Origin of the sequence: Gordonia sihwensis, assembly GCF_029632925.1 — a bacterium.
Classification (GTDB): Bacteria; Actinomycetota; Actinomycetes; order Mycobacteriales; family Mycobacteriaceae; genus Gordonia; species Gordonia sihwensis.
This window is the reverse complement of sequence record NZ_CP121248.1, coordinates 2,594,077-2,621,032: the sequence shown is the minus strand read 5'-3', so window position 1 is coordinate 2,621,032 and position 26,956 is coordinate 2,594,077. Positions and strand designations below refer to the sequence as shown.

The window sequence follows — 26,956 nt, the reverse complement described above, 5'->3', positions numbered from 1 at the left end:
CATGCAGAATTTCAGCACTCCATTGGACGTGCTCGGCCGTCGCGCCGAGCACTCGCACGACAGCCGGCCATCCGGCGCCGACGTGCGCCCGCAGGCCACGACCAGCACCATCGACTCCACGCGCGTGCAAGCGTTGCTCGACGCCGCCACCGGCACCGCAGACGCGGTGCTTTCCGCGCAGTCGACCTCGCTCGACGGCCTCGTCGACGAGGCGGTCGGTGCACGCCGACTCCGCTACGGCGCCAATGAACTCGATCATGACAGGCCCGCGCCGGTGGTCGTGCAATTCGCTCGCGCCTTCGTCAACCCCTTCATTGCGATCCTCGTATTCCTGGCCGTCGTGATGGTGTTCACCGATGTGGTCTTCGCCGATCCGGCCGGCGGCCGTGACTACACCGGCGTCGTCACTGTCGGTGCGATGGTCCTGGTCAGCGCGATCTTGCGGTTCTGGCAGGAGTACCGGTCGGGGAGGGCGGCCGACAACCTCAAGGCGATGGTCCGGACGACGGCGGCGGTCACCCGGAACCGGAGGGGAGTCGCGGTGACCGAGGAACTCCCGGTCGAGCACCTGGTGCCGGGAGACATCGTCCGGCTCGCGGCGGGCGACATGATCCCGGCCGACGTGCGGCTGATCGCGGTCAACGACCTCCAGATCAACCAGGCCATGCTCACCGGCGAGGCATTGCCCGCCGAGAAGACCGCCGAACAGGTCGTCGAGGTGACGGCAGCAGACCTGCTCGATGCCCCCAACCTGGCGTTCATGGGCACTTCCGTGGTGTCGGGATCGGGCACCGCCGTCGTCCTCGGAACGGGAAGGAACAGCTATTTCGGCTCGATGTCGAAGGCGATCGTCGGTGAGCGACCGGAGACCGCCTTCGACATCGGGATCAAGAAGGTCAGCTACACGCTGATCCGGTTCATGCTGGTGATGGTGCCGGTGGTGTTCGTGATCAACGGACTGACCAAGGATTGGACCACCGCATTCCTGTTCGGCGTCACGACCGCCGTCGGACTCACGCCGGAGATGCTTCCGCTGATCGTGACCGCGAACCTCGCCAAGGGCGCGAACTTCATGGCGCGGAGGAAGGTGATCGTCAAGCGGCTCGGCAGCATCCAGAACGTCGGCGCGATGGATGTGCTGGCCACCGACAAGACCGGAACGCTCACTGAAGACCGCATCGTTCTGGAGCGGCACATCGACGTCACGGCGAACGACAGTGACGATCCGCTGTGGTACGCGGCGGTCAACGCACACTTTCAGACGGGGCTGCGGAATCTGCTGGACGATGCGGTGCTCGATTCGGCCGGCTCGCGGATCGTGCGCCGCATCGAACGCGAGTACACCCTCGTCGATGAGATTCCGTTCGATTTCGAGCGCCGGCGGCTGTCGGTGGTGGTGGACGACGGACTGTCGCACCTGATCGTCACCAAGGGGGCCGTGGAAGAACTGCTCGACAGGTGCGTCGCCGAACGTCGCGACGGGACCGAACTGCCGCTGACCGTCCAGCGCCGCACCGAACTCGACGATCTGGTAGCGGAACAGAATGCGCTCGGAATGCGCGTGCTCGCCGTCGCCGTCCGGTCGGTCGTCGCAGAACGCGGTGACCACCCCGAGGGCGGTCTCACCGAGAACGAGTACACCAAGGACGACGAGGCGAGCATGACGCTCGTCGGGTTCCTGCTGTTCCTCGACCCGCCGAAGGATTCGGCCGCGGCGGCGATCACCAGTCTGCGGCTACGCGGCGTGGCGGTGAAGGTGATCACCGGCGACAACCCGATGGTGGCCGCCACCGTCTGCCGGAAGGTCGGCGTCGACGCCCGGCGGGTGGTGAGCGGCGCCGAAATCGACGACCTGTCCCTGAAGGAGCTCGCCGAACTCGCCGAGCGCACCAGTGTGTTCGCGAAGGTGAACCCCACGCAGAAGGCGCGGATCGTCGAGGCGATGCGGACGCGGGGACACACCGTCGGGTTCCTGGGCGACGGCATCAACGATGCGCCCGCTCTGCGGACCGCGGATGTCGGAATCTCGGTGGACACGGCGGTCGACATCGCCAAGGAATCGGCCGACATCATTCTCTTGGAGAAGGACCTGACTGTTCTCGAATCGGGAGTGATCGAGGGCCGGCGGACCTTCGTGAACACCATGAAGTACATCAAGATGACGGCGTCGTCGAATTTCGGCAACATGTTCTCGGTGCTGGTCGCCAGCGCATTGCTCCCGTTCATCCCGATGATTCCGATCGTGGTGCTCGTGCAGAACCTGGCCTACGACCTCGCGATGCTCACTCTGCCGTGGGATCGCGCGGACTCGGAGGACCTGGCGCGTCCGCGCAAGTGGGAGAGCCGCGGACTGGGGAGGTTCATGGTGCGGATCGGTCCGTTGTCGTCGATCTTCGACATCACGACCTACGCGCTGATGTGGTTCGTCTTCGCGGCGAACTCACCGGTTCACGCGGCGCTGTTTCAGTCCGGCTGGTTCGTGGAGTCGATCATCTCGCAGACGCTCATCGTGCATCTGCTGCGGACCGGCCGGGTTCCGTTCGTCCAGTCCCGGGCCGGACTCCCGGTGGTGCTCGCCACTGCCGCAGTCTGCGTGTTCGGACTGGTCCTGCCTTTCACCGGCTTCGGTCAGGGCCTGGGTCTGGTGCCGCTGCCGTGGTCGTACTTCCCGTGGCTGATCGTCACGTTGGTCGGGTACTGCGTCGTGACGCAAGTGGCGAAGCGGATGTTCGTGCGCCGATACGGTGCGTGGATCTGACCGCGGCAGAAACTTTGGCTCCCGGAACGGTCTCTCACACCGTTCCGGGAGCCAAAGTTTTCACAGTTCTCAGTTCTCGATCCGGTCGAGGATGATCTCGGTCAGTTCGGCGGCGTTCTGTTCGGGGATCCAGTGGTTGGCGTGTTCGAGGATCCGGAGCCGGAAGTCGGCGTCGACGTAGTCTCCGGCCAGCTCGGCGCCGCGGCGCGCCAACGCGGTGTCGCCTGCGCCCCACACGTGAGTGGTCGGCACGGTGATGCGGCGCGCCAGAGCGCCGGGGCGGCCGAACGGAAGCGCGCGATACCAGTTCAGGCCGCCGGTCAGTGCCCCCGAGTCGATGATCTGCCGGTGGGTGTCGGCGATCATCTGATCGTCCATTCCGGTCGAGGCGAGCATGCGGTCGAAGAACTCGGGTTTCCGGGCGATCAGCAGTTCCGGCAGGCGGGGCGCTTGGAAGGCGGCCATGTACCAGGAGCGGCGGAGCTGGTCGCTGTGCAGCATCGATTTCAGGAAGGCCGCGGGATGCGGCACCGAGACGGTGGTGAGCGTGGCGACCAGGTCCGGTCGCGTGGCGGTCAGCATCCACGCCACCTGCGCTCCCCAGTCGTGGCCGACCAGATGCACCTGCCGCGCATCGGACTGGATGATGAGGGACTCGATGTCGGAGACGAGTTCGCCGATGCGGTACTCGACTCGCCTGCGCGGACGGGCGCGGGGAGAGTAGCCGCGCTGGTCCGGCGCGATGGTGCGGTAGCCCCGCTGATTCAATCGCTCCGATACTCCGGTCCACGACTGCGAGGTCTGCGGAAAGCCGTGCAGCAGAACGACTGTGCCGTTGTCGGCGGTGCCCGCGTCGGCGACATCGAAGGTGAAGCCGGCTCGCGAAAAGGTCTCCATGACTGCTCCCGAGGCAAGCCGCGGAAATTTACGTAACCGCGGGTAACGGAAAAACTCTCTCTGCCGAACGCTATGTGGTGCCCGAGGCCCGGTCAAGGGTTCGTTCACCGGTCCGCACACTCCGGTGCTGCCTATCGTGGACCCATGACTGCACCGGACCTGACGTCGTTGATCGAGTCGCTGCCCCGCGGGATGGTGATCACCGACCCCGACGTGCTGAGCGCCTATCGATACGACCGCGCCAACGACCCGGACGCGGGGACACCGGCAGCGCTGGTGCGGCCGATGACGACCGAGCACGTGCAGACGGCGGTCAGATGGGCGGCGGCCCACGACGTGCCGATCATCACCCGGGGCGCTGGGACGAGCCTGTCGGGAGGATCGACCGCGGTCGACGGCGCGTTGACGATCTCGACCGAGAAGATGCGGCAGCTCACCGTCGACACCGCGACCCGCACCGCCGTCACCCAACCGGGAATGCTGAATGCCGAGGTGAAGGCGGCCGCGGCCGAGAAGGGGCTCTGGTATCCGCCGGACCCGTCGTCGTTCGAGATCTGCAGCATCGGCGGCAACGTCGCGACCAACGCCGGTGGGCTGTGCTGCGTGAAGTACGGGGTCACCACCGATTATGTGCTGGGCCTGGAAGTGGTCCTGGCCGACGGCCGGGCGCTCCGGCTCGGCGGCAAGCAGTTGAAGGACTCCGCGGGCCTGCCACTGACCAAGCTGTTCGTCGGCAGCGAGGGCCTGCTCGGCATCGTCACCGAGGTGACACTGCGACTGCTGCCGCCACAGGCTCCGGCCTGCACCGTCGTGGGCTCGTTCGGGTCGGTCCGGGCGGCCGTCGAGGCGGTGCTGGCGGTGACGTCCCAGATCCGGCCGGCGATGCTCGAGTTCATGGACGGCGTCTCGATCAACGCCGTCGAAGACATGCTGAAGATGGGCCTCGATCGCGAGGCGGGCGCCCTGCTGGTGGCGCAGTCGGACGCGCCGGGACCCGCCGGTGCGGCGGAGGTGGCGCTGATCGAGGAGGCCTTCGGCGCCTGCGGGGCCGCCGAGGTCTTCGCCACGTCGGATCCGGTCGAGTCGGAGGCGTTCACGGCCGCGCGGCGTGCGGCGATCCCCGCGGTGGAGCGGATCGGCGCGCTGCTGCTCGAGGACGTCGGCGTGCCGCTGCCCGCCCTGCCGGATCTGATCGACGGCGTCGGCGCCATCGCAGCCGAGAACGACGTGCTGATCTCGGTGATCGCCCACGCGGGTGACGGGAACACCCATCCGCTGATCGTTCACGACCCCGCCGACGCCGAGGAGACCGCCCGCGCCAACCGCGCCTTCGGCCAGATCATGGACCTCGCCATCCCGCTCGGCGGCACCATCACCGGCGAACACGGTGTGGGCCGGCTCAAGAAGGGATGGCTTCGCGACCAGGTGGGCGACGACGTCATGGACCTGATGGAGATGATCAAGTCGGCCGTCGATCCGAAGGGGCTCTTGAACCCCGGCGTGATGCTCTCGTAGCGCCATCAGTCGACTTACGGTGAGCGTGTCCGGGAGGCGTTCGTCAAGCCCGCGTGAACATGGACACAGACCTCGAAGCGGGTTCGGGGAAAGCTCTCGGCACCGGGTAATGTCCGTCTGTCTCGGTGGCCTCCCCAATTGATCGCCACCCATTGGTGCGGCCCTGCCCCGGGGTCGGTAGACGTTGCGAAAAGGTGTGGTGAGAACGCTCGAATGACCACTTCGGTGACTGATCGTGCGACCGGATTCGAAGCCGAGCTGCGGAACGCTTTCACCGCCGACGGGCTGGTGCTGGACGCGGACCTCGACGCGCGACAGTATCGATGCGCCCGCGGCCAGATCGGTGCCCTGATGGGGGAGATCCCGCCGGGGGCGTACATCGCCCTGCTGATGCGGTTCCCCGCTCTGACCCTCGCCGGGCTGGTGGGTCACGCGGCGCTGCGGACCGACCCGAAGGACGACTACTGGCCGGACTTCTGGGACGCCATCGGCCGCGACCGGGATCCGGCGTTCGAGACGGTGGTCGGACAGCTGATCGGCGACCTGCTGCGCGAATGCGGGCTCCGCGACGTGCCGTCGCTGCGCGAGAGCTCGGTGGTGCCGCTGCTGAAGCTCCACGCGGGTCCGACCGTGCCGACGGTGGACGCGCTCGTGGGGGTGATCGAGGATCATGTGGCAGCCGGGCACGAGCCCACCGGCGTCGCCGTTCTCGAACGCCTCACCGAGCAGGGCTTCGAGCACCGGCGCCGCGCCCTGCCCGCCGACTATCGCGTACTGCTGCAGCATGCCCCCGAGGTGGCCGTCGGTCTTCTCAATCGCCTGTGCGAACTTCTGCTCGCGACGGTCGTGCATCCGGACACCTGGACGCCGGACGCGATCACTCCGGGCACCGCGGATCTCCCGCGGGCGATGCTCGAATCGGTGCTCGACCGAGTGCGGCGCACTCCGTTCCTGAACGACGATGCCGCCGCGCGCGACCTGTGCCGCCATCGCGCGCCCGACCTCCGCTTCGACGCGATCGACGGCGAGGTGCGGATCGTGGTTCCCGCGCGGGACGACGCCGCGGTGTGGCGGGTGTGGACCGGCGACGCCCCGGAGGAACTCGCGGTTCCGGCCGGTGAGGCGATCGCACTTCCGATCGGCGTCGCGGTGCGCGAGAGCGTCCTGATCCGGCTCGACACCGGCGTGCGACGCTCGGTACCTCTGTTCGATCCCGCCGACCCGATCATCGTGTTCGCCGGCGACGGCCGTCGCATCTCGCGGTTCGAGTCGCTGCCGGCGGGAGAGGTACTCGTCCTGGTGCCGCGCGACGCCGACCTGGTCTCGGACACACGGAGGAAGATCGCCGTGACCGATACCGTGCCCGCCCCGTGGGAGGGCTGGGAACTGCGGACCGTCGACCTTGCCGGGCACACCGAACTGACCCTGAAACGCGATGGAAGAGCCGGGCGCTCGCGCCGGATCCTGCCGGTGGAGTCGCCGGCCTACGCGCTCCCGGAGCCGATCGCGGGCGTCACCACGGCCGACGGCGATCCCGTCTACGGCGAACGCCCGCTGGTGGATCTGCCCGCGCACGACGGAGACGACACCAAGGAGTGGCGGGTGCGCGTGCGGCGAGCGGGCGACCTGGACTGGCTGATCGACTATCCGTGGGCCGCTGCCGATTACGTGACCTCGGCCGACCCGTTCGACGGTCTCGAGGAACCCCTGGTGGGACGGTTCGAGATCGCCGCCGGCGATTCGTACGGACTCGATCGGCGACTGACGGTGGTGCTCGCCGAAGGGCTCGAGGTGACCCACGATCCCGTCGTCCGACTGCCGCAGGCCGACGGACTCGCGGAATCGGTGAGCGAACTCGTCGCCGAGACCGGACTCAAGATCGACGAGGGCGAACTGGCGTTCGGTCCCGGTGACACCGAACGCGTCGCGACCGTCCATGCGGGCGACGACGATCTGCCGCTGCTGATCCGTCCGCCGCACGCCGAGATCCGCTTCGAGCATCCGGGCCACCCATCGGCCTGGCAGACCTCACTGCCGACGATCGGCGTCGACGACGCCGGTGCCGGTCGTCTCACCGTCCGGGTGCCCGGCGCCGTGGACGTGTCGTTCGCGCTGCTGGACGGGGACGGCGACATCGTCCGCGAATGGGCGGCCGACTCCCGCGCGGGCACTGAGTTCACCCTCGCGGCGAGGTCGGTCGTCGACGCCGCCGAACGGCTTCTGCGGGGCAGCCTCGTCGCGTTGATCGAGGATGAGCACGGCGATTCCGAGGAGGCGGAGGTGGCCCGCGTGGCGCGCTCGGCGTCCACCTCTCAGGCGCCGGTGGCGGACTCCGCAGCCGGCGCCGACGCCCTCACCGCCGAATGGCTGCGTCTGGACACCGTCCGGGCCGCGGAGGTGGAGGCACCCGCCCCCGACGCGGCACCGATCGAGGCGGTCGGGGCTCCGGCCGATGAGTTGTTGACCGCGGACCCCACCGCCTCGCTCATCGCCCTCGGCGACAGCCCGGTGGCGCCCTCGCGCATCCCGGCGCTGCTGATCCGGTCGGGACTGGCCGAGCGCGTGTTCACCGCACCCGAGCCGTACGACGGCGCCCACCCGAACCCGTACGTCAGCTGCCTCCTCGCGACCTCGGCCATCGTCGACCCGGCCAGTCCGCAGCGCGACGAGTTGCAGTCCTACCTGGCCACACGCGGCGGCGACGATCTGCTCCGGGTGATCGCGACCGGCCGCATGGAGGACCCGCGGACCGGTGTCTTCGACCGGAACGTGCTGGCCGTCGACGCGATGGCACGGGCGCAGGTCGAGTCGCTGTTCGAACGTTTCCGCATCGTTCCCGGCCCACTGGTCGATCTCGACATGCGGACCGCGGCGACCATCGAGGCCTTCCATCGCCGCGCCGAGTGGATGACCGATCCGGTCAGCCTGGAGGCGCCGCGGTACGTGAACAAGACGCTGCGCGATGTACGCCGCGCCTCGCCCGAACTGTACGACCTGATCGCCGCGCGCAACGAGGCGCTCGACGGCGTCGACACGATCAGCAATCCCTGGATGCTGCTCTCGATGCAATCGCTGGCGTTCGCGGCCATCGGGCGCCTGCAGGCGTACGGCCGGCTCAAGCAGCCGGTGCTGACCGACGAGGGTCGCGCGATGTGGGCCACGCTGGCCGACTACTGTCCGGCTATGGTGGCCGCCGACCTGCTGATCGCGAATGCGGTGGCGGTGCGTTCGGACGCGCTCGACCGGGTGCGCGCTAAGAAGTGAGTCGTGTGCGGCGAACGGATCGAATCGATTCGGCGTCCACGCCGGCCTCACGCCGCAGCGCCTTCTGCAGGCCCGACGCGGTCTCGTAGCCGGCCGCGAGCGCTGCGCGGCGGACGGAGGAGCCCGCGCGCAGGCGGTCGATCGCCACGTTGAGCCGGGCGCGGACTCGCCACTGCCGGAACGGGATCCCGGTCTCTGACACGAACAGGCGTTGGACGTGCCGGACGCTCGTTCCGTGCCGGTCGGCGAGTTCGTCGAGCGGCCGTGCCGACAGCGGTGCCTCCACCGCGATCGCGGCCGCCACCGGATGTCGCGGCATCGGCAGGGCGAAGTACGGGCCGCTCAATCCGGCCAGGACCTCCTCGATCGCCTCGCGGAACACCGCGACCTGTTCTGCGGTCGAGGGCGCTGCCCCGAGCACACCGGTCATCACGGCGGTGAGAGCGGGCACCGAGCCGAGCCGATGCACCGGCTCGGGTGGGGTGGTCGTCGGCGACAGCAGCGGGCCCAGGACCAGACTGCCGGGGGAGTAGCGCGCCGAATGCGGAAGGTCGGCCGCCAGCCACACGGCCTCCTGGTCCCCGAGCAATACCTGCTCACCGGCGACGTCGAGTGTCGCCGAACCGGCCGCGACGTAGATGAGGTGCGGGAGGTGGTGGCTGTGCGTTCCGTGCCCCAGGAACTTCGGAGCGGCGTCGGGGACCAGGGTCGCGAGGCGGCTCGGTACGCGTTCGGCCATCGTTCACACCTCTCATCGTGTCGGCGACCGGCATGTCAGGTTGGTCGGCAGATCGTGTCACGTCCGGACCGAATCCGGTCGTTCGGTCCATTAGCTTAGTCTTGCCTAATAAGATGTGCGCGCTGGGCCGTCTCCCGCGCGCCGAACCGAGATGGTGGAAGTGATGCTCAGATCTCGTGCACTGCCTGCGACGATGCTGGCCGTGGTCGCCGTGCTGACCCTGGCGCTCGGGGGCTGTTCGACGTCCGGGGGCGATGCGTCTGGACAGACTCGTGCGGTCAAGACGTCCCAGGGCGAGGTGGACGTCCCGGTGGCACCGAAGCGGGTGGTGCTGCTCAACTACGCCCTGGCCGGCTATCTCTTCGATATGGACGTCCCGGTGGTTGCGACGACCCCCGAGGTGACCGACGGCAAGCACGAGTTCAACGCCGCGTGGGCCGAGAAGGCGCAGAAGGCGGGCACGACCTTCCTCCCCTGGAGCAACGACGGATTCGACATGGAGTCGATCCTGGAGGCCGAACCCGATCTCATCGTCGCAGGTGGTCTCGGATTTCCGCTCAAGCACGCCACCGCGGCGTACCCGGAACTCAGCAAGATCGCGCCGACCGTCGTGGTGAGCGGGGATCTGACCGAGTGGCGCGACCAATACGAGTTCCTCGCCGACGACGTCTTCAACCGGCCGGAGAAGTTCGCCGAGGCCTCGGCGGCCTACGACAAGCGAGTCGCCGAAGTCCGCGACGAGATCACCGTCCCCGAGGGTGAGATCACCTTCCTGTCGCTCACCGCGGCGGGAGACGTGTACGTGCCCATCGAGACGCGCGGGCTGCCCGCCGAGTTCGCGAAGCTCGGCTTCCGTCCCGCACCGCTGTTCGCGACGGGCCGGTTCCAGCCGTACACCCCGGGCGGCGACAGCTTCGCGCTCTCGACCGAACAGGTGGGCCAGTGGATCAATCAGGACACGGTGTTCGTCCTGGGCTTCAACGCCGACGTCACCTCCGTCGCCGAACTCGCCAAGCAGCCGATCTACGCGGCACTGCCGGCCTTCCAGAAGAAGCAGGCACACGACCTTCCGTACTGGGTGCAACGCAGCGACTACCACGAGGCGATGGCGATGCTCGACATCGTCGAGGGCATGTTCGGCGGAGCGGGTCCGGGACAGGAGCACTGATGACTCAGTCGCGGCTCACACCGCTGCCGATCATCCTGCGACGGCTGGTCGTGGAGTCCAACGAGCTCGTCAACCCGCGGCTGCGGCGCGTGCGGCTCGGCGGCGAGGAACTGGGGGCCTTCGAGCGTGACGGTGTCCTCTTTCCGGCCTTCGCCAGCCCCGGGTTCGACGACCATGTGAAGCTGATCTTCGCACCGGGCGGCGACATCGCCGACGCGCTGCCGGTGCAGCGCGCGCACGGTATCGAGTGGACGGCGTCGCCGGTGCGCGAGTCGCGCGACTACACGCCGGTCGAGGTGGACGCGGACGCGGGCACCATCGCATTCGATTTCGTCGTTCACAGCGATTCGGGGGACCGATCGGCGGTGGGGCCCGCCGAGGCCTGGGCGGCCGCCGCGCGACCCGGTGACGACCTGTGGATCGTGGGGCCCAAGTCGTCCACGGTGGTGCCGCCGAATGCGACATGGACGCTGATGGTCGCAGACGAGACCGGTTTGCCCGCAGTACGCCGATTCCTCACGGAACGACCGGTGCCGGGGCCGGTCCGAGCCGTCCTCGCCGTCGCCGACCCCGTCGCACAGCAGGTCCTTCCCGTCGGCCCGGACGACGAGATCACCTGGGTGTGCGCTGAACCGGGCGATGGCGCCGCTCTGGCCGATGCCGTCGCGGGGATCGTGCCGCTCGACGGTGCCCCCTACATCTGGGGTGCCGGGGAGAGCCGCAGCCTGCTGCCGATCCGCAAGTACGTCAAGCGAGAGCTCGCGGTGCCCAAACGGGACGTCGACATCACCGGATACTGGCATCTGCGCGAGCTCGTCCCGGAGCAGGCCGCCGCGGACGACGGCGCGCCGACCGCCGGACCGGCGGTTGTGGAATCGCCGGTGACCTGGTTCGCGGTCCGAGCGGCCCTGCGACTGGGACTCATCGAGGCGGTGGACGCCGGTCGCATCGGTCGCGCAGGGCTCGCGCGACGTCTCGGCATTCCGGATGAGCGGCTCGCCCCGCTCGTCGACCTGCTCATCGCGTGCCGGGTGCTGAGCGCCGACGGGACGGCGCTGACAGTCGGGGAGAGAGGCGACGTTCTCCTCACCGACGATCATGCGCGCGAGCAGTTCGACGGCGTACGCGCCGAGCAGATCCTGGCGCTGACCGAGCTGGCTGAGTGTCTGCCGGCGGCTGAGCCGGCGTGGCGCCGCCGCACCGGCACGAGTTTCGCTCGGTTCGCCGCGTCGGACGCGGCTGTGTACGCCGAACTCATCGAGGACGCCGAGCGCCTGCAGTTCCTGATCCCTGCGCTTGCGGCGCTGTCCGCGCTGTGGACCGGATCGCCGGTCTTCTTCGGGCCCGGCGCCGTCACCCTCGCGCAGGGATTGCGGACGGCGGGCGCGATCGGACCCGGTGCGGTGCCCACCGTCGTCGCTCAGGGCGCGCCACGCGCCGTCCTCGAGGAGGCCGCGGGTGCCGGGGACATCCTGTTCACCGACGACTGGCCGAGGGCTCAGACGGCGATTGCGGCGTGCGCGCTGGCGCACTGCGAGGACGAGGAGGCGGTGGCGCTGCTAGCGGCTCCGCGGCCCGCGGTGCGCAGGCTGGTGATCGTCGAATCCACTTCTCCGGACGCGCTGAGTCCGCGCGTCGCCGAGGACGCAGTTCTCTCGCTGGCCCTCGTCGGACGAGCACCGCGCGACCGCGAGCAACTCGGTCGCCTCGCGCGCGATGCGGGCTGGCGGGTCGTCGACGAGGCCGCGCTGGGGTGGGGAGTCTCGGCGCTCGTGTGTGAGCCCGCGGAGTGAACAGCGGCACCGAGACGGCCGTGCGGCCGGATCAGGGCCGGCGGCAACCCGCGGAGCACCGGATCGGCGGACGCATGGCGGCGCTGATCGCAGTGGCCGCCGTGCTGGTCTTCATCTGCGGTCTCAGTCTCGCCGTCGGTTCAGCGGCACTGCCGCTCTCGACCGTGTGGGCAGCGCTGACCGACCGCGATCAGTCCATCGACCACATCACCGTCATGGACGTGCGCCTGCCGCGCACACTGCTCGGACTGCTCGTCGGAGCGGCGCTGGGAGTGGCGGGCGCATTGATGCAGGCAGTCGGCCGTAACCCGCTCGCCGATCCCGGGATTCTCGGCGTCAACGCCGGCGCGGGCCTCGCGGTCGCCGTCGGCGTGGCGTACCTCGGATTGACGACCATCTCCGAGTTCGTGTGGCTCGGCATGGTCGGCGCCGTGGTGGCGGCGGTTCTGGTGGCCGCGATCGCCGCGCGCGGTCCCGGCGGAGCCACGCCACTGCGGCTGACGCTCGTCGGGGTCGCGTTGACCGCGGTCCTCAACGGACTGAGTCTGAGCCTCTCGCTGGTGAATCCCAGCCGCTTCGAGCGCATGCGGTTCTGGGGTGTCGGCAGTATCACCGACCGGCCGCCGGGCACGGTGGAGTTCGTCGCGCCGTTCATCGTCGCCGGGCTCGTCCTTGCCCTCGCTGCGTCACGTTCGCTGAACGTGCTGGCTCTCGGCGATGACGTGGCGCGGTCGGTCGGCGCCCGGCTCGGGCTCACGCGGGCCGCGGCGGTGGTCTCGCTGGTCCTCCTGTGCGGCGCGGCCACGGCGGCGGCCGGACCGATCGCGTTCGTCGGACTCATGGTGCCGCATGCGGTCCGGATGCTGGTCGGTGCCGACCAACGGTGGGTGATCGCATTCTCTGCGCTGGCGGGGCCGGTGCTCGTGCTGGCGGCGGACCTGTTCGGCCGAGTGGTGGTGCGGCCTGAAGAACTGGAGGTCGGGATCGTCACGCCCCTGTTCGGCGCACCGGTTCTGATCTGGCTCGTCCGACGGACGCGACGTCTATGAGCGCGCACCGGACGGTGGAGGTGCTCGCCGGGCCGATCGGTCTGCGCGTGACCCGGCGCGCCGTCGTGGTCAACTCGGCACTTCTGATCCTCATCGGGGCCCTGCTGGTCGGCGCCCTGGTTCTCGGGCGCAGCGGCCTCGGCTTCGACGACCTGCTCGCGCTCATGCGCGGCGAGGGGTCGAGGAAGCAGGAACTCGTGTTCTCCTGGCGGGCGCCGAGAGCTCTGGCGTCGGTTCTCTTCGGCGCCTGTCTGGGGATCAGCGGCGCGATGTTCCAGGCCATCACCCGCAACGCGCTCGGCAGTCCGGATGTGATCGGCATCAACTCAGGTGCCTACACCGGAGTGATCGTGGTGTTGATGGCCGGCGGCTCCGGATATGCGGCCACCGCGGCCGGGGCGGTCGTCGGATGCACACTGGCCGCACTGACAGTCTTCGTCCTCGCGTACAGGCAGGGAATGGCCGGATTCCGGTTGATCGTGGTCGGCATCGCCGTCAGTGCGGTGCTCACCTCGGTCAATCACTGGTTCAGCGTGCGCGCCGACCTCGACGAGGCGCTGCAGGCGGCGATCTGGGGTGCGGGAAGTCTGGGCGGGATCACGTGGACTCCGCTCGTCGCGACACTGTGCGCGGTCGCGCTCATGCTTCCGGTTCTGCCGGTGATCGCGCACCGCATGCGGGAACTGGAACTGGGTGACGACGTGGCCGCCGCGCAGGGAGTGGATGTCGAACGCACCAAGCTCCTGATGGTTCTGGTCGGGGTGTTCAGCACCGCGATCGTCACTGCGGTCGCCGGGCCGATCGCCTTCATCGCACTCGCCGCTCCGCAGATCGCGCGCCGGCTGTGCCGCGCACCGTCGCTCAGTCTGACCGGATCGGCGCTGGTCGGCGCCGTGGTGCTCGCGGCATCCGATCTGATCGCGCAGTATCTGCTCGCCGGCGCGCGTCCGCCGGTCGGCGTGGTCACCGTCACCGTCGGCGGCTTGTACCTCATCTGGCTGCTGCTGCGCGAGTCGGCGCGCTGAGACGGTGACTGCGCTGATCGTGTCGAGGTCTTGTCGGTACGCTGACCGAGTGCCTGACGACGACCGCGCCGGGAGCGCGCCGACCGTGATCGGTGTGCTCGGACCGGTGACGATCGACGGCCGTGAGGTGCCCGGCCAACGTGCCCGGCGGTTGCTCGTGGCCCTGACGCTGGCCGAGGGCCGAGCGGTGCCGGCCGCCCGCCTGATCGACGAGGTGTGGGGCGATCAGCCGCCCAAATCGCCGGGTCCGGCTCTGCACACGCAGGTCTCCCGCCTGCGCGGGCTGCTCGGCGGCGCGAGTCTGGACGGCACCGGAAGCCGGTACCGGCTCACCGGCGTGGTCACCGATCTGGAGCGGGCCCGGCGACTGGCCGCGGCCGGTCGGCCGGATGCCGCGCTCGCTCTCTGGCGCGGCACGCCCGGCGACGACCTCGGCGGGGGCGACCTCGCGCGCGAACTCGCCGACCTGGCCGACGGGGTGCGCCGGCGGATCGACGAGGCGGCGGCGGAGGCCGCACTCGCGACCGGTGACTACGCCGTCGCCGAAGAACTCGCCAGAGAACGGGTGAACGCCGATCGGCTCGACGAACCCGGCTATCTGCTGCTGATGCGTGCGCTGGCCGGCCGCGGACGCCGGAACGAGGCGCTCGCGGTGTTCGCCCGGCTCCGGCGCACCCTGGCCGAAGAACTGGGCGTCGACCCCGGACCGGAGGCGACGGCACTGAACGCGGACCTGCTGGCCGCGCAGCCGCCGACCGTGGCCGTGCCGCGGCGCAGGCCGACCGGCGCGCGGGTGGGACTGCGCGAGGACGGCAACGTGCTGATCGGGCGGGCCGACGACCTCGCCGCGCTGGAGAGCCTGCTGTCCGATCGGAGGGTGGTGACCGTGCAGGGGCCGGGCGGCGTCGGGAAGACGAGGATCGCCAATGCGGTCGGCCGTCGCCTGAGCGAGCGCGGGACCGCCGTGTACTTCGTCCCGCTCGCCGCCGTCCGCAACGGTGACGACGTGGTCGCGGCGGTGGCCGCGACCCTCGGCGTCGGTGAGTCGGAGCTCGGCAGCAATGCCCGGCCGCGCGTCGTGTCCGGCAGCTTGTCGGACCGGTTGACCGACGCGCTGCGCGGTGGTGAGTCGGTCCTGATCCTGGACAACTGTGAGCAGGTGATCGACGCGTGCGCGGCACTGGTCGACTCGCTGGTCGCCGCGGAGCCGGGTGTGCGTGTGCTCACCACGAGCCGGTCTCCGCTGCTGATTCCGGCCGAGCAGGTGTATCAGCTCCCCGTGCTCGGCGTCGCCGGCGATCGTTCTCCGGCCGCCGAACTGTTCGCCCTGCGCGCTCGTGCGGTACGCCCCGACGTGGAGCTCGAACCGTCGACCGTCGCGGCCCTCTGCGAACATCTCGACGGGCTGCCGCTCGCGATCGAGCTCGCCGCGGCGCGTGTGCGGACCATGAGCGTGGAGGACATCGCCGAGCGCATCGCTGAACGGTTCGAGCTGCTCCGCTCCACCGACCGGACGGCACCCGACCGCCACCGCACGCTGTATGCCGTCATCGACTGGAGCTGGGAACTGCTGGACCCGGGCGCCCGTGCGGCTCTGGCGCGGCTGTGCCTGTTCCCCGGCGGATTCTCACGCGAGGCCGCGGCAGTGGTCACCGGGACCAGCGGCATCGCGCTCGACGACGCATTGGCCTCGCTCGCCGACCAGTCACTTCTGCAGGTGGACGACGCCGGCGGTCGTGCCCGGTTCCGGATGCTCGAGATGGTCCGTGAGTTCGGCGAGCAGCGACTCACCGAGACGGGAGCGACGGGCGAGGTGGTCGACGCGATGCAGCGGTGGGCCCGCGAGCTCTGCCGCGACATCCGCGCCCGATACGACGTCGAGGCCGATCGCGACCTGGCGGCCGAAGTGGACCGCGAGGCCGACAATCTCGTCTGGGTGCTGCGGCGGGCCGTGGAACTCGGCGCGCCCGCGTGGCCGACGATCGTCACGGTGTTCCCGGTGCTGAGCGCATTCTGGTCGAGCCGCGGGCTGCATCAGGAGGTGCAGTCGTGGGGTGAGCGGATCGTCGACGCGTTGCCCGTGCCGCCGTCCGATCTCGACGACGCCGAGCGCGAAGCGTGGCAGGTGACGCTGATCGCCGCGGCCCTGCACTTCATTCCGCGCCGGCGTCAGCGGTCGACGGCCCGAGTCCGCACTCGGCTGCGTCGGCTGCATCGCCCGGAGCACACATTCGACGATCCCGCGGAGTTCCTCTCGGCGCTGCTGATGAGCCGCACCATGATCGAGGTGTACCGGACGATCGTGCGCGGCTCTGCTCCCGGCCACGCGGCGGTGGTGCGCGCCATCGCCCTGACCCTGCTGCTCAATATGAAGGAGAACGGCGGAGACCTGGTCGGTGCGCTGCGGATCAGCGCTCAGCTCACGGAGTTCCCCGCTCGGCCGGACTCGTTCGCCGCGGCGATGGTGGACATGAGCACTGCGAGTCTCTACAGCCAGCAGGGTCTGTGGCGCGAGGGTCTGCGCCTGTACGAAGGCAGTCTCAGACGCTTCCGCGAACTCGGAGCCCAGGACGACGCCCAGCAGGTGGGCGCGTACGTCGTCGCGGCGTTACTGCAGCTCGGGGAGTTCGATCGGGCGCGCGGGCAACTCGACGCCATCGCGCACGGCTGGGAGCCGGGCGCCCCGACGCCGCAGGGCGACCCCGAGGCCGTCGCGGTGATGATGCTCGCGACTGCCGAGTACCGGCGGATGACGGGCGACCGATCGCGGTCGGCATATGAGGAGGCGGGTGATGTGCTACTCGCGGGGCACCCGCTGGCCACCCGCGATCCCGGTGCGGTGATGACGCTCAGCGCGGTGGCCGCGGGATTGATAGAGATCGGAGCCTGCGAGGCCGCAGAACGCTACGTCGCGCCCCTCGCGGACTCGCTCGGCGCCACCATCGCCGAACTCGGATGGTACGACCTTCCGCAGACAGGAAACGTGGCGCTGGTGAGCGGCGCACTGCTGTGCGCACTGCGGCCCGGCGACGAACGCGGGGTGGCACTGCTGGTGCTCGCCGAGCGGCTGCACGCGCGACGCGACTATCCCGCGATGCAGGAGTTGATGGAACGCCGGCGCGAGGTGTCGGGCGCCGCCGACGAGGTGTGGGATCGTGCCCGGGCGCGATTCGGCGGTCTGGGACGCCAAGCGGCCCTCGCCGAGACCGTGAAGATCCTCGGCGAGGGCCGCGACTGACGGCTGTTCGATCGGCTCAGCGCGCGTTGCGGATGTATGCCCGCACGGCCAGCGGGGCGAACACCGCGGTGATGACCGCGGCACCGATCAGGCTCCACAGCACATGCGAACCGACGTGCCCGTCGTTGCACATCTCGCGGACCGCCGTCACCAGGTGGCTCACTGGATTGACGTTGACGAATCCCTGCAGCCAGCCCGGCATGGTCTCCACCGGCACGAACGCGTTCGACATGAAGGTCAGCGGGAACATGATCAGCATCGACACGCCCTGCACGGCCGACGCCTTCTTCACGAGGCAGCCCATCAAGGCGAAGATCCACGACACCGCGAAGCTGCACACCAGAACCAGCAGGGTGGAGCCGAGGACGCCCAGGGCGTCGGGTCGCCAGCCCATCGCGATGCCTACCGCGAACGTGATGACGGTGGCGATGAGATACCGGACGACGTCGGCGAGCAGTGCGCCGGCGAGGGGACTGATCCGCGCGATCGGCAGCGATCGGAAGCGGTCGAAGACGCCCTTGTTCATGTCTTCGCGGAGCTGCGTGCCGGTGACGATCGACGTCACGATCACAGTCTGCACCAGGATTCCCGGAATGATGACCGGGAGGTAGCTCTTGGTGTCGCCGCTGATCGCGCCGCCGAAGATGTAGGTGAACATCAACGTGAAGATGATCGGTTGCAGCACCACGTCGAAGAACTGCTCCGGATTGCGGAGCATCTTGATGATGCTGCGGCGGGCCAGGGAGAACGACTGGCTCACGGTCTCGCCGAAGCCGATGGAGCGCTTCGCCTGCGTCCGGACCTGTTCGATGCTGATCGCGGTCCGGGGAGAGGGAGGGGTCAGGGTGGTGGTGGTCATCGGAGTGCCTCCTCGGCGTCGGTTTCGGTGCGCGGGTCGGACTCATCGGATTCGGAGTGCCCGGTGATCGTGAGAAAGACCTCGTCGAGGGTGGGCTTGGAGACGGTGATCTCGTCGATCTCGATCTGCTCGTCGCGCAGGGCGAGCAGGACGTCGGGCACGCGGTCGGGATGGTGCAGTGCCACGGTGATGCGACCGGCCTCGGGGCTGAGGGTCGCGGACTCGCCGAGGACCTGCTCGGCGAGTCGGGCCACGTGCGCGGCGTCGTCACGATCGGCCGGCGTGAGCATCAGGGTGCTCGAGCCGATGGACTGCTTGAGTTCGTCCGCGGTTCCGTCGGCGATCACCAGACCGCGGTCGATGACGGCGATCCGATCGGCGAGCTGATCGGCCTCGTCGAGGTACTGCGTGGTGAGCAGGACCGTGGAACCCTGTGCGACGAGCTTGCGGATGGTCTCCCACATCTGCGCGCGCGTGCGCGGATCCAGTCCGGTGGTCGGCTCGTCCAGGAACAGCAGCGGTGGAGTGTCGATCAGGGACGCCGCGAGGTCCAGACGCCGGCGCATGCCGCCGGAGAAGTCGCTCAGCGGACGGTTCGCGGCCTCCTCCAGTGAGAAGTCGGCGAGCAGTTCCTCGGCACGGCTGCGCGCCTGAGCCTTCGACTTGCCGAGAAGCCGGGCGAACAGCGTGAGGTTCTGCGCTGCGGTCAGGTCTTCGTCGACCGACGCGTATTGACCGGTGACGCCGATCAGCGATCGCACCGCGACCGGGTCCTCGACCACGTCGTAGCCGAAGATCCGGCCGTATCCGGCGTCGGGCTTCAGGAGGGTCGCCAGCATGCTGACGGTGGTGGTCTTGCCCGCACCGTTGGGACCGAGGACCCCATAGACCGTGCCTGCGGGCACCGCGAGGTCGACGCCGTTGACGGCTTTCGTCGACCCGAAGTGCTTGACCAGACCTCGGGCGTCGATGGCGAGATCGGAGTCACGCCCGGTTGAAGCGCTCGACCGGGGGAGCGTTGAGGAGTATGTGTTCATGCCGGAAACCATGCGCCCGTGCGCTTTCACGGCGCTGTCGTCGGCTTACACCGGCCGCGCGCTGCTTACGCGGCCTCCGATTCGGGCACGCCGAGTAGCGGTTGCACCCGTGCCGGGATGGAGTACCCGGACTGCCACGGGTACCGGCCGTCGTCGTCGGGCCAGACGAGTTGTATCGCATCGAACCGGGCGCCGTAGACGACTCGCGTGAGCCGCAGAGCTCCGGCGTCGATGACGTCGATCGCACGGAACCGGACTGGGCGGCGCAACCGCGCGGGTACGTCGGACCCCGGGCCGAAGCCAGGGTCGGCGACCACCGCCCGTGCCGCGTGGTCGAGCAGGATCCCGGCGAGATCCGGCGGGAGCCCGGTCATCACCAGTTCCGGGCGTCCGTGCTCGGTCAGCCCGGTGGTGTAGGTCAGGGGCGGGTTGGCGGCGTCGCCGAGCACGCCGGTCACCGACCAGCGTCCCTCCGCGATGAGGGCGAGGGCGTCGCCGACCAGATCGTCCGCGCCGTCGCACCGTGGGTCGAACTCACACATGACATCCTCCTGACCGATTCGATCATTTGTTCGATTGGTGGTGTCACTGTACGACGCGGGTCCGACAGAAGTCGGTTTCAAGAGAAAGCGGCGAGGTGCGCCGGGCGAGTCGCGCCCGGCCGACCCCGTTCGGGCGCGGCGCCTAGACTGGGTGCGTGCCAGGCCGAATCCCCGATCGCGACATCGCCGCGATCCGTGAGCAGACGCGCATCGAAGACGTGGTCGGAGACTATGTCACGCTGCGCAGGGCCGGCGCGGACCGCATGACCGGGTTGTGCCCGTTCCACGATGAGAAGACACCGTCGTTCCACGTCCGGCCTCATCACGGGCACTTCCACTGCTTCGGGTGCGGCGAGGGCGGCGACGTCTACACGTTCCTGCAGAAGCAGGAGCACGTCAGTTTCGTCGAAGCCGTCGAACAGCTGGCGGACCGGATCGGTTACACCATCAACTACGAGGGCGGCGGCACCGCGATCAAGCGCGACCGCGGCACGCGCGCCCGGCTCGTGGCCGCCAACGCGGCGGCGCAGCAGTTCTACGCCGAACAGCTCGCCACGCCCGAGGCGCAGGTGGCGCGCGACTTCCTCACCGAACGCGGCTTCGACGGCACTGCGGCGGCGCATTTCGGCTGCGGGTACGCCCCCGCCGGGTGGGACACGATGACGAAGGCCCTGCTGAAGCTCGGCTTCCAGTTCTCCGAGCTGGAAGCCGCCGGGCTGTCGAAGCAGGGCCGCAAGGGGCCCATCGACCGGTTCCATCGGCGTCTGCTGTGGCCCATCCGCAATCTCGGCGGCGATGTCATCGGGTTCGGCGCGCGCAAGCTCTTCGACGACGACAACCTCGGCAAGTACATGAACACGCCCGAGACCATGCTGTACAAGAAGTCGCAGGTGCTGTTCGGACTCGACCTGGCCAAGCGTGACATCGCCAAGGGCCACCAGGTCGTGATCGTCGAGGGCTACACCGACGTCATGGCGATGCACATGGCCGGTGTCACCACGGCCGTGGCCTCTTGCGGCACGGCGTTCGGAGAGGACCATCTGGCACTGATCCGCCGGCTGATGATGGACGACTCGTACTTCCGCGGCGAGGTGATCTACACCTTCGACGGCGACGACGCCGGTCAGGCCGCGGCGCTGAAGGCCTTCGAGGGGGAGCAGTCCATCGCCGGTCAGACCTTCGTGGCCGTCGCGCCCGACGGTATGGATCCGTGCGAGCTCCGACAGTCTGCCGGCGATCCGGCGTTGCGTGATCTCATCGCCCGGCGCATCCCGATGTTCCAGTTCGCGATCAAGTCGTTGATCGCCCAGCAGAACCTCGACACCGCGGAGGGCCGCGTGGCGGCCCTGCGGGAGACGGTGCCGGTGGTGGCGAGGATCCGCGACGTCGCGCTGCGGGACGAATACGCGCGCCAGCTCGCCGGGTGGGTCGGCTGGGACGATGTGGCCCAGGTTCTCTCGCGCGTGCGCGCCGAGGCCAAGCGACACGGTGGCCGGCGCGGCGCGAACGCGCGGCAGCGGAACTCGCGCACCCGGCCCGAGGCGATGTCGCCGCCGCCGACCGCGCGACCGCTGCCGAACGACCCGCGGCTCTGGCACCAGCGCGAAGCGCTCAAGGCGGCGCTTCAGTATCCCGCCATCGCGGGCACGGTCTTCGATTCCCTGCCCGGCGAGTGCTTCACCGATCCCTCGTACCTGGCTGTCCGCGAGGCGATCGCGGCGGCCGGGGGAGCGGCGAGCGGTCTCGGCGGCGCCGCCTGGGTGGACGCCGTCCATCACGGCGTGATCGACGACCCCGCGGTGGCTCCGCTCGTCACCGAGCTGGCGGTGGAGCCGCTCCCGGTCGAGGACGACCGTGTGCCGCAGTACATCTCGAGCGTCCTGGCGCGGTCGCAGGAGATCTGGGTCGGCTCTCAGATCGCCGACATCAAATCGAAGCTGCGCCGGATGTCGCCCGCCGGGGACCCCGACGGCTACAACGCGCTCTTCGGCGACCTCGTGGCGCTCGAAGCGTACCGGCGCAGTCTGCTCGAGCAGGCCTTCGACGCCGGAGCGGACGCGGTCTGAGCGGTTCGGCGGCGGTGTCCATCGGCGGGTTCTCCCCAGCATCGTCTGCGGTGCGTCGTAAGGTGATTCTCTGCTGACGGACGCCCTCGTCCCGGCGGAAAGGGTAAGCGCATGACGCAGGTGATGAGGAGCTCGGTGCGCGAGCTGACGACTCGCGGCGTGATCCTCGGTGGTCTCATCACCCTGGTCTTCACCGCGGCCAACGTCTACCTCGGACTCAAGGTCGGTCTCACGTTCGCCACAGCGATTCCGGCGGCGGTCATCTCGATGTCGGTACTGCGCTATTTCCGCGATCACACGATCGTGGAGAACAACATCGTGCAGACCATCGCGTCGGCGGCGGGCACGCTCTCGGCCATCATCTTCGTCCTGCCCGGCCTCATCATGATCGGCTGGTGGACCGGCTTTCCGTACTGGATGACCGTCGCGGTCTGCGCGATCGGCGGCATCCTCGGCGTCATGTACTCGATCCCGCTGCGGCGCGCGCTCGTCACCGGCTCTGATCTGCCGTATCCCGAGGGAGTGGCGGCCGCGGAGGTCCTGAAGGTCGGCGACTCGTCCGGGCGCGACCCCGACGCCGTCGACCCCAACCGCGGCGGTATGCGAGCGATCGTTCTCGGTGCGGTGGGCGCCGCGTTCTTCTCCCTGCTCGGTTCGCTGAAGCTGATCGCCTCGGAGGTCGCGGTCGCGTTCCGTGTCGGCTCGGGCGCGACGATGGTGGGTGCCAGCCTGTCGATGGCGCTGATCGGCGTCGGCCACCTGGTCGGCATCGGGGTCGGTATCGCGATGCTCGTCGGCCTGGTGATCTCTTTCTTCGTCATCCTTCCGACGCGGACATGGGACGCCATTCCCTCCGGCGATCTGCTCGACGGTGTGAACAGCGTCTTCAGCGCCGATGTGCGGATGGTGGGCGCCGGCGCGATCGCGGTCGCGGCCGTGTGGACGCTGCTGACCGTCATCGGCCCGATCCTGCGCGGCATCGTGGCGGCCGCGGCCAGCGCACGCAAGCGCAGGTCGGGCGAGAGCGTCGACGTGACCGAACGCGACATCCCGATCCAGTACGTCGGCCTGACGATCATCGTCGCGCTCATCCCGATCGGATGGCTGCTCTGGGACTTCATGAAGGGGACCGCGCTGGTCGGGAGCGCCACCGGCATCCTGATCGTCACGATCATCTTCGTCTTCGTGATCGGCCTCGTCGTAGCCGCCGTGTGCGGATACATGGCGGGCCTGATCGGATCGTCGAACAGCCCGATCTCCGGTGTCGGCGTGCTGGTGGTCCTGTGCGCGGCACTGCTGATCAAGGTGACGCACGGCCCCGCCGACAGCACGAGTCAGACCGAGGCGCTCATCGCGTACACGCTGTTCACCTCGTCGGTGGTGTTCGGTGTCGCGACCATCTCCAACGACAACCTGCAGGATCTCAAGACCGGTCAACTCGTCGGCGCCACGCCGTGGAAGCAGCAGGTCGCGCTCATCATCGGCGTGCTCTTCGGATCCGCCGTGATCCCGCCGATCCTGGGACTGATGAACAACGCCTTCGGTTTCCAGGGCGCCCCGAACGCCACGGAGAACGCCCTGGCCGCCCCGCAGGCCGCACTGCTCTCGACACTGGCGAAGGGCGTCTTCGGTGGCGACCTCAACTGGGCCCTGATCGGCCTCGGCGCGGCGATCGGCGCCGGCGTCATCGTGGTCGACGAGGTGCTCAAGCGGACCACCTCGAACCTCAAGCTGCCACCGCTGGCCGTCGGTATGGGCATGTACCTGCCGATGTCGCTCACGCTCATCATTCCGATCGGTGCCTTCATCGGTCTGGCGTACGACAAGTGGGCGCTGCGCGACCCGATCGGCGGCGAACGGAAGAAGCGGCTCGGCGTGCTCCTCGCGACCGGCCTGATCGTCGGCGAGAGCCTCTACGGCGTCGTCTTCGCCGGCATCGTCGCCGGCACCGGAGACGACTCGCCGCTGGCGATCGTCGGCGACGGACTCGGCAACTGGACGCAGGTGATCGGCGTCGTGGTATTCGCCGTGATGCTCACGGCGATGTACAGCTACGTGAAGCGGATCGGTTCCGACGACGGGCCCGCCGCCACTGCGGTGCAGACCAAGAAGTAGGCGGAGGGTAATCTCTGTCCTCGGGCCGGTTCGGCTCAGGGGCGATAGCTCAGTCGGTTAGAGCCGCTGACTCATAATCAGCTGGTCGCGGGTTCGAGCCCCGCTCGCCCCACTGAAACATCCCTGCGTCCGTCAACATCCCTGCTCCCGCCGACCGCCCCGCTCAGGCCCGGGTCACCCCGATCGACGGCAGGAAGAAGTACGAGGTCCGGCCGCGTCGCACGGTGCCGTAGACGGCGCACACCACGACGCCCTGGCCGGTGTCGACCAGACCTCCGCGAACGCCGTTCGACGGGATCACGCGCAGCGCTCGTTTGAGGCGAGAGACCGTGCCGGCGTACATCACCGGCGGAATCGGTGCGGACTTCACACGCTTGGAGACCGCGTCGATCACCGTGTCCGTGAGTCCGCCGAGAGGCGCGCCGAGCCCACCGCGCAGCGTGGTGACGTTGAACCAAGCGACGTGGACGCCGGACTTGTCGCCGAAGTCGGCGAACACGCCCACGGGCAGGAAACCGTAGAGGATCTCGCCGCCGCGCACCGCGTTCACGCTGACGTTCGCAATGGTGAGGTGCCGATTCCCGGGGTGTACGGACCGGCGACGGCGCCGCCGACCGCGACCGGAAAGGTGAGGTCGGTGCTGAGTCCGACGGTCGGCGTGAACGTGGTGATGCCGAGTTGGCGCAGCAGCCGGTTGGCGGCTTCCACACCGTCCACCGGAACCGGGGCGGACTGTGCCTGAATCGGGCTGGTGAAGGTGCGCGCGGTCGCCAGCGCTCGGGCTCCCGGCACTGCGAGGGCGTCGGTGGCGGAGGCCGCGGCCCGGCCGACCAGTGCGGTCGACTGCTGTGCGATGCCCGTGACGCTCCGTCTCCCACGGTCTGCTAACGAAGTCACACGTGAACGGTACAACGCTCATTGGCACAATCGGCGGATCGAGCGTCGAATGCAGCGCCGGTCACAGGGGATCGAGTCGGCCATGCGTTCCGGGCGTGGCACGGTAGTGGCATGGTCATGATCGGCAGGTACCGCGTCGCCGACCCCCTCGCGTTCCCGAACCTCTCTCGACGGTCGACGATCGCCGACGCCGTCATCGGTCTGATTCTGCTGGTGTTGATGCTGGCCTTCTCGTCGGGTCTCACCACGACGGTGCAGGTGGTCAGCCTGCTGATCGGGCTGGCTCTGATGTGCCGCCGGTCCGCGCCGTCGGTGATGATGCTGCTGGCGGTCACGTCGGCGGTGATCCAGGTGGCGACCTACGACGTCGCGGTGGGACCGTGCCTGCTCTACTCGGTGCTCTACTACACGGCGGGCAATCATCCGGATCGTCGGGTCCGGGGCGCGTCGCTGGCCGTGGCAGTCGTGGGTTCGGCGATCGCGGCGTGGGTGTATCCGAGGTCGACGGCGTTCGGCACCGATGCCGAGGCGTCGACGATCGTCTCGCACACGATGACCTTCGTCGGCATCGCGGTGCTGCTGGTGGGCAGCTGGACCTTCGGATTCATCCGGTATCAGCGCCACAGCGTGGAACAGGCGAGGATCGCCGAGCAGATCTCCGAACTCGAACGACGGCGACTGCTCGACCTGTACGACGAGCAGGCCCAGCGGTCGAGTCTGGCCCGCGACATGCACGACGTGGTGGCGCACTCGCTCGCGGTGGTGGTGGCGCAGGCCGAAGGAGCACGCTTCGCCCTGGACGCCAGTCCTGAGGCGGCGAAGGAGGCGCTCGGCGTCATCGCCGACACGGCGCGGCAGGCGCTCGCCGACGTCCGGGGCGTGCTGGAGGAACTGCGCAGCACCGAGTCGACGGCCGAGCACGCGCGAACCGACCGCGACCAGCTCTACGCACGGATGCGCGCAGCCGGAATGACGTTGCAGTCCACCGAGATCGGTGACGAGGACGCGGCGTCGCCGCTGAGTGTGCGGGTCGCCTTCGCGGTCCTCACCGAGGCATTGACGAATGCGCTCAAGTACGGCGACCTGGGTGCGCCGGTGTACGTCCGGCAGGACTGGTCGGACGGATGCCGGCTCACGGTGGCGAACTCGCTGTCGGAGAAGCCGCTGGCTCCCGGTGGCGCGGGCCACGGCATCAGGGGCATGGCAGAGCGGGCCGAACTCGCCGGCGGTACGCTGACCAGCGCCGCCGTCGAAGGCGGCTGGCTCGTCGAACTCGTCATCCCTGCTCGTCCGGAAGGACCGTCATGATCCGCGTCGCCCTCATCGACGATCAGCCGCTGTTCCGTGGCGGGATCGCGATGATTCTCGACAGCCAACCCGATGTGGAAGTGGTGGCGCAGGAGTCGTCGGCGCTGAACCTCTCGTCGACGGTGCGCGCGTCCGCGCCCGATGTGATCCTCATGGATGTGCGCATGCCGGGCATCGACGGGATCACCGCGACCCGTCAACTCGTGGCCGACCTCGGCGACGAGGCGCCGAAGATCCTCGTGCTCACCACATTCGACGTCGACGAGGCCGCCGCACGGGCGATCGAAGCCGGTGCGAGCGGATTCGTCCTGAAAGACGCGCAACCGGAGTTCCTGCTGGCCTCGGTGCGCGCGGTGGCCGACGGCAGCCAGGTGGTCGCGGCATCGGCCACCCGAAGGCTCTTCGAGCGGCACGGAACCCGTACCGCCCGTCCCGGACCGGAGTACGACGCGCTCACGGTCCGCGAACGCGAAATCCTGGTGCGTGCCGCGTCCGGGCTGTCGAATGCCGAGATCGCGCAAGCCGAGTTCCTGTCGGAGGCGACGGTCAAGACGCACATCTCCCGGATTCTCGCGAAGCTGTCGCTGCGCGACCGCGTACAACTCGTGGTGTACGCGTACGAGCACGGCCTCGTCTGACGAGCCGGAGGACGCAGCGGCGTACATCTGCGGGATGACCCCGCACCC

19 protein-coding genes and 1 tRNA gene are annotated in these 26,956 nt (G+C 69.1%); 13 read left to right on the top strand and 7 right to left on the bottom strand.

The annotated features are described in order from the left end of the window. Position 1: 1 nt before the first annotated feature. Complete coding sequence (mgtA, locus tag P5P27_RS12695) at positions 2-2,758, top strand: magnesium-translocating P-type ATPase (RefSeq protein ID WP_278124251.1); 2,757 nt, start codon at positions 2-4, stop codon at positions 2,756-2,758. A gap of 69 nt (positions 2,759-2,827) precedes the next feature. On the opposite strand, the gene P5P27_RS12690 is transcribed toward mgtA, so the two are convergent. After that, complete coding sequence (locus P5P27_RS12690) at positions 2,828-3,655, bottom strand: alpha/beta fold hydrolase (protein WP_278124249.1); 828 nt, start codon at positions 3,653-3,655, stop codon at positions 2,828-2,830. A gap of 144 nt (positions 3,656-3,799) precedes the next feature. Here P5P27_RS12690 and P5P27_RS12685 point away from each other — a divergent pair, with 144 nt between their 5' ends. Both P5P27_RS12685 and P5P27_RS12680 read left to right on the top strand, forming a co-directional pair. Beyond that, positions 3,800-5,170, top strand: coding sequence for an FAD-binding oxidoreductase (locus P5P27_RS12685; protein ID WP_278124248.1), 1,371 nt, complete (start codon positions 3,800-3,802; stop codon positions 5,168-5,170). A gap of 225 nt (positions 5,171-5,395) precedes the next feature. After that, positions 5,396-8,434 carry a hypothetical protein gene (locus P5P27_RS12680; protein ID WP_278124246.1) on the top strand — a complete coding sequence of 1,013 codons (3,039 nt, stop codon included), beginning with the start codon at positions 5,396-5,398 and terminating at the stop codon, positions 8,432-8,434. On the opposite strand, the gene P5P27_RS12675 is transcribed toward P5P27_RS12680, so the two are convergent. Beyond that, a complete protein-coding gene (locus tag P5P27_RS12675; protein ID WP_222111582.1) occupies positions 8,424-9,173 on the bottom strand; it encodes a helix-turn-helix domain-containing protein in 750 nt (249 codons plus the stop codon). The genes P5P27_RS12680 and P5P27_RS12675 overlap by 11 nt on opposite strands. A 163-nt stretch (positions 9,174-9,336) precedes the next feature. On the opposite strand from P5P27_RS12675, the gene P5P27_RS12670 reads away from it, so the two are divergent. From P5P27_RS12670 to P5P27_RS12650, 5 genes are read left to right on the top strand one after another with little or no spacing between them, the layout of a single operon-like run. Further along, positions 9,337-10,341, top strand: coding sequence for an ABC transporter substrate-binding protein (locus tag P5P27_RS12670; protein WP_006897821.1), 1,005 nt, complete (start codon positions 9,337-9,339; stop codon positions 10,339-10,341). Next, positions 10,341-12,134, top strand: coding sequence for a siderophore-interacting protein (locus tag P5P27_RS12665; protein ID WP_278124242.1), 1,794 nt, complete (start codon positions 10,341-10,343; stop codon positions 12,132-12,134). The genes P5P27_RS12670 and P5P27_RS12665 overlap by 1 nt, the downstream gene beginning before the upstream one ends. Next, positions 12,131-13,183, top strand: coding sequence for an iron chelate uptake ABC transporter family permease subunit (locus P5P27_RS12660; protein WP_278124240.1), 1,053 nt, complete (start codon positions 12,131-12,133; stop codon positions 13,181-13,183). Before P5P27_RS12665 ends, P5P27_RS12660 begins: the two co-directional genes overlap by 4 nt. After that, positions 13,180-14,208, top strand: coding sequence for a FecCD family ABC transporter permease (locus P5P27_RS12655; RefSeq protein ID WP_006897818.1), 1,029 nt, complete (start codon positions 13,180-13,182; stop codon positions 14,206-14,208). Before P5P27_RS12660 ends, P5P27_RS12655 begins: the two co-directional genes overlap by 4 nt. 49 nt (positions 14,209-14,257) lie before the next feature. Then, on the top strand, positions 14,258-17,446 hold the full coding sequence (locus P5P27_RS12650; protein ID WP_278124238.1) for an ATP-binding protein: 3,189 nt from the start codon (positions 14,258-14,260) through the stop codon (positions 17,444-17,446). Between the two features lie 16 nt (positions 17,447-17,462). Here the strand turns inward: P5P27_RS12650 and P5P27_RS12645 are convergent, their stop codons facing one another. The 3 genes from P5P27_RS12645 to P5P27_RS12635 form a co-directional block, all read right to left on the bottom strand. Continuing rightward, complete coding sequence (locus P5P27_RS12645) at positions 17,463-18,305, bottom strand: ABC transporter permease (RefSeq protein WP_278124236.1); 843 nt, start codon at positions 18,303-18,305, stop codon at positions 17,463-17,465. Continuing rightward, entirely contained in the window at positions 18,302-19,342 is a 1,041-nt protein-coding gene (locus P5P27_RS12640; RefSeq protein ID WP_278124235.1) for an ATP-binding cassette domain-containing protein, read from the bottom strand. The genes P5P27_RS12645 and P5P27_RS12640 overlap by 4 nt, the downstream gene beginning before the upstream one ends. 65 nt (positions 19,343-19,407) lie before the next feature. Continuing rightward, positions 19,408-19,884 carry a DUF4262 domain-containing protein gene (locus P5P27_RS12635; RefSeq protein ID WP_006897814.1) on the bottom strand — a complete coding sequence of 159 codons (477 nt, stop codon included), beginning with the start codon at positions 19,882-19,884 and terminating at the stop codon, positions 19,408-19,410. Positions 19,885-20,039: 155 nt separating this feature from the next. Here P5P27_RS12635 and dnaG point away from each other — a divergent pair, with 155 nt between their 5' ends. The 3 genes from dnaG (at position 20,040) to P5P27_RS12620 (ending at position 24,177) form a co-directional block, all read left to right on the top strand. Continuing rightward, complete coding sequence (dnaG, locus tag P5P27_RS12630; protein ID WP_006897813.1) at positions 20,040-21,950, top strand: DNA primase; 1,911 nt, start codon at positions 20,040-20,042, stop codon at positions 21,948-21,950. Positions 21,951-22,061: 111 nt separating this feature from the next. Next, on the top strand, positions 22,062-24,065 hold the full coding sequence (locus P5P27_RS12625; RefSeq protein ID WP_278124230.1) for an OPT family oligopeptide transporter: 2,004 nt from the start codon (positions 22,062-22,064) through the stop codon (positions 24,063-24,065). Between the two features lie 38 nt (positions 24,066-24,103). Continuing rightward, positions 24,104-24,177 (top strand) — tRNA-Ile (locus P5P27_RS12620). A 51-nt stretch (positions 24,178-24,228) separates the two neighbouring features. Here the strand turns inward: P5P27_RS12620 and P5P27_RS12615 are convergent. After that, the gene (locus P5P27_RS12615) at positions 24,229-24,615 is read right to left on the bottom strand and encodes a hypothetical protein (protein ID WP_278124228.1); all 387 of its coding nucleotides are present in this window, start codon (positions 24,613-24,615) and stop codon (positions 24,229-24,231) included. Next, complete coding sequence (locus P5P27_RS12610) at positions 24,612-24,962, bottom strand: hypothetical protein (protein WP_278124226.1); 351 nt, start codon at positions 24,960-24,962, stop codon at positions 24,612-24,614. The genes P5P27_RS12615 and P5P27_RS12610 overlap by 4 nt, the downstream gene beginning before the upstream one ends. Before the next feature lie 111 nt (positions 24,963-25,073). Between P5P27_RS12610 and P5P27_RS12605 the strand changes: the two genes are divergently transcribed. Further along, complete coding sequence (locus P5P27_RS12605) at positions 25,074-26,270, top strand: sensor histidine kinase (RefSeq protein WP_062366603.1); 1,197 nt, start codon at positions 25,074-25,076, stop codon at positions 26,268-26,270. Beyond that, positions 26,267-26,908: a response regulator transcription factor gene (locus P5P27_RS12600; RefSeq protein ID WP_006895159.1), complete on the top strand. Its 642-nt coding sequence runs from the start codon at positions 26,267-26,269 to the stop codon at positions 26,906-26,908. Before P5P27_RS12605 ends, P5P27_RS12600 begins: the two co-directional genes overlap by 4 nt. The last annotated feature ends 48 nt before the right edge of the window (positions 26,909-26,956 follow it).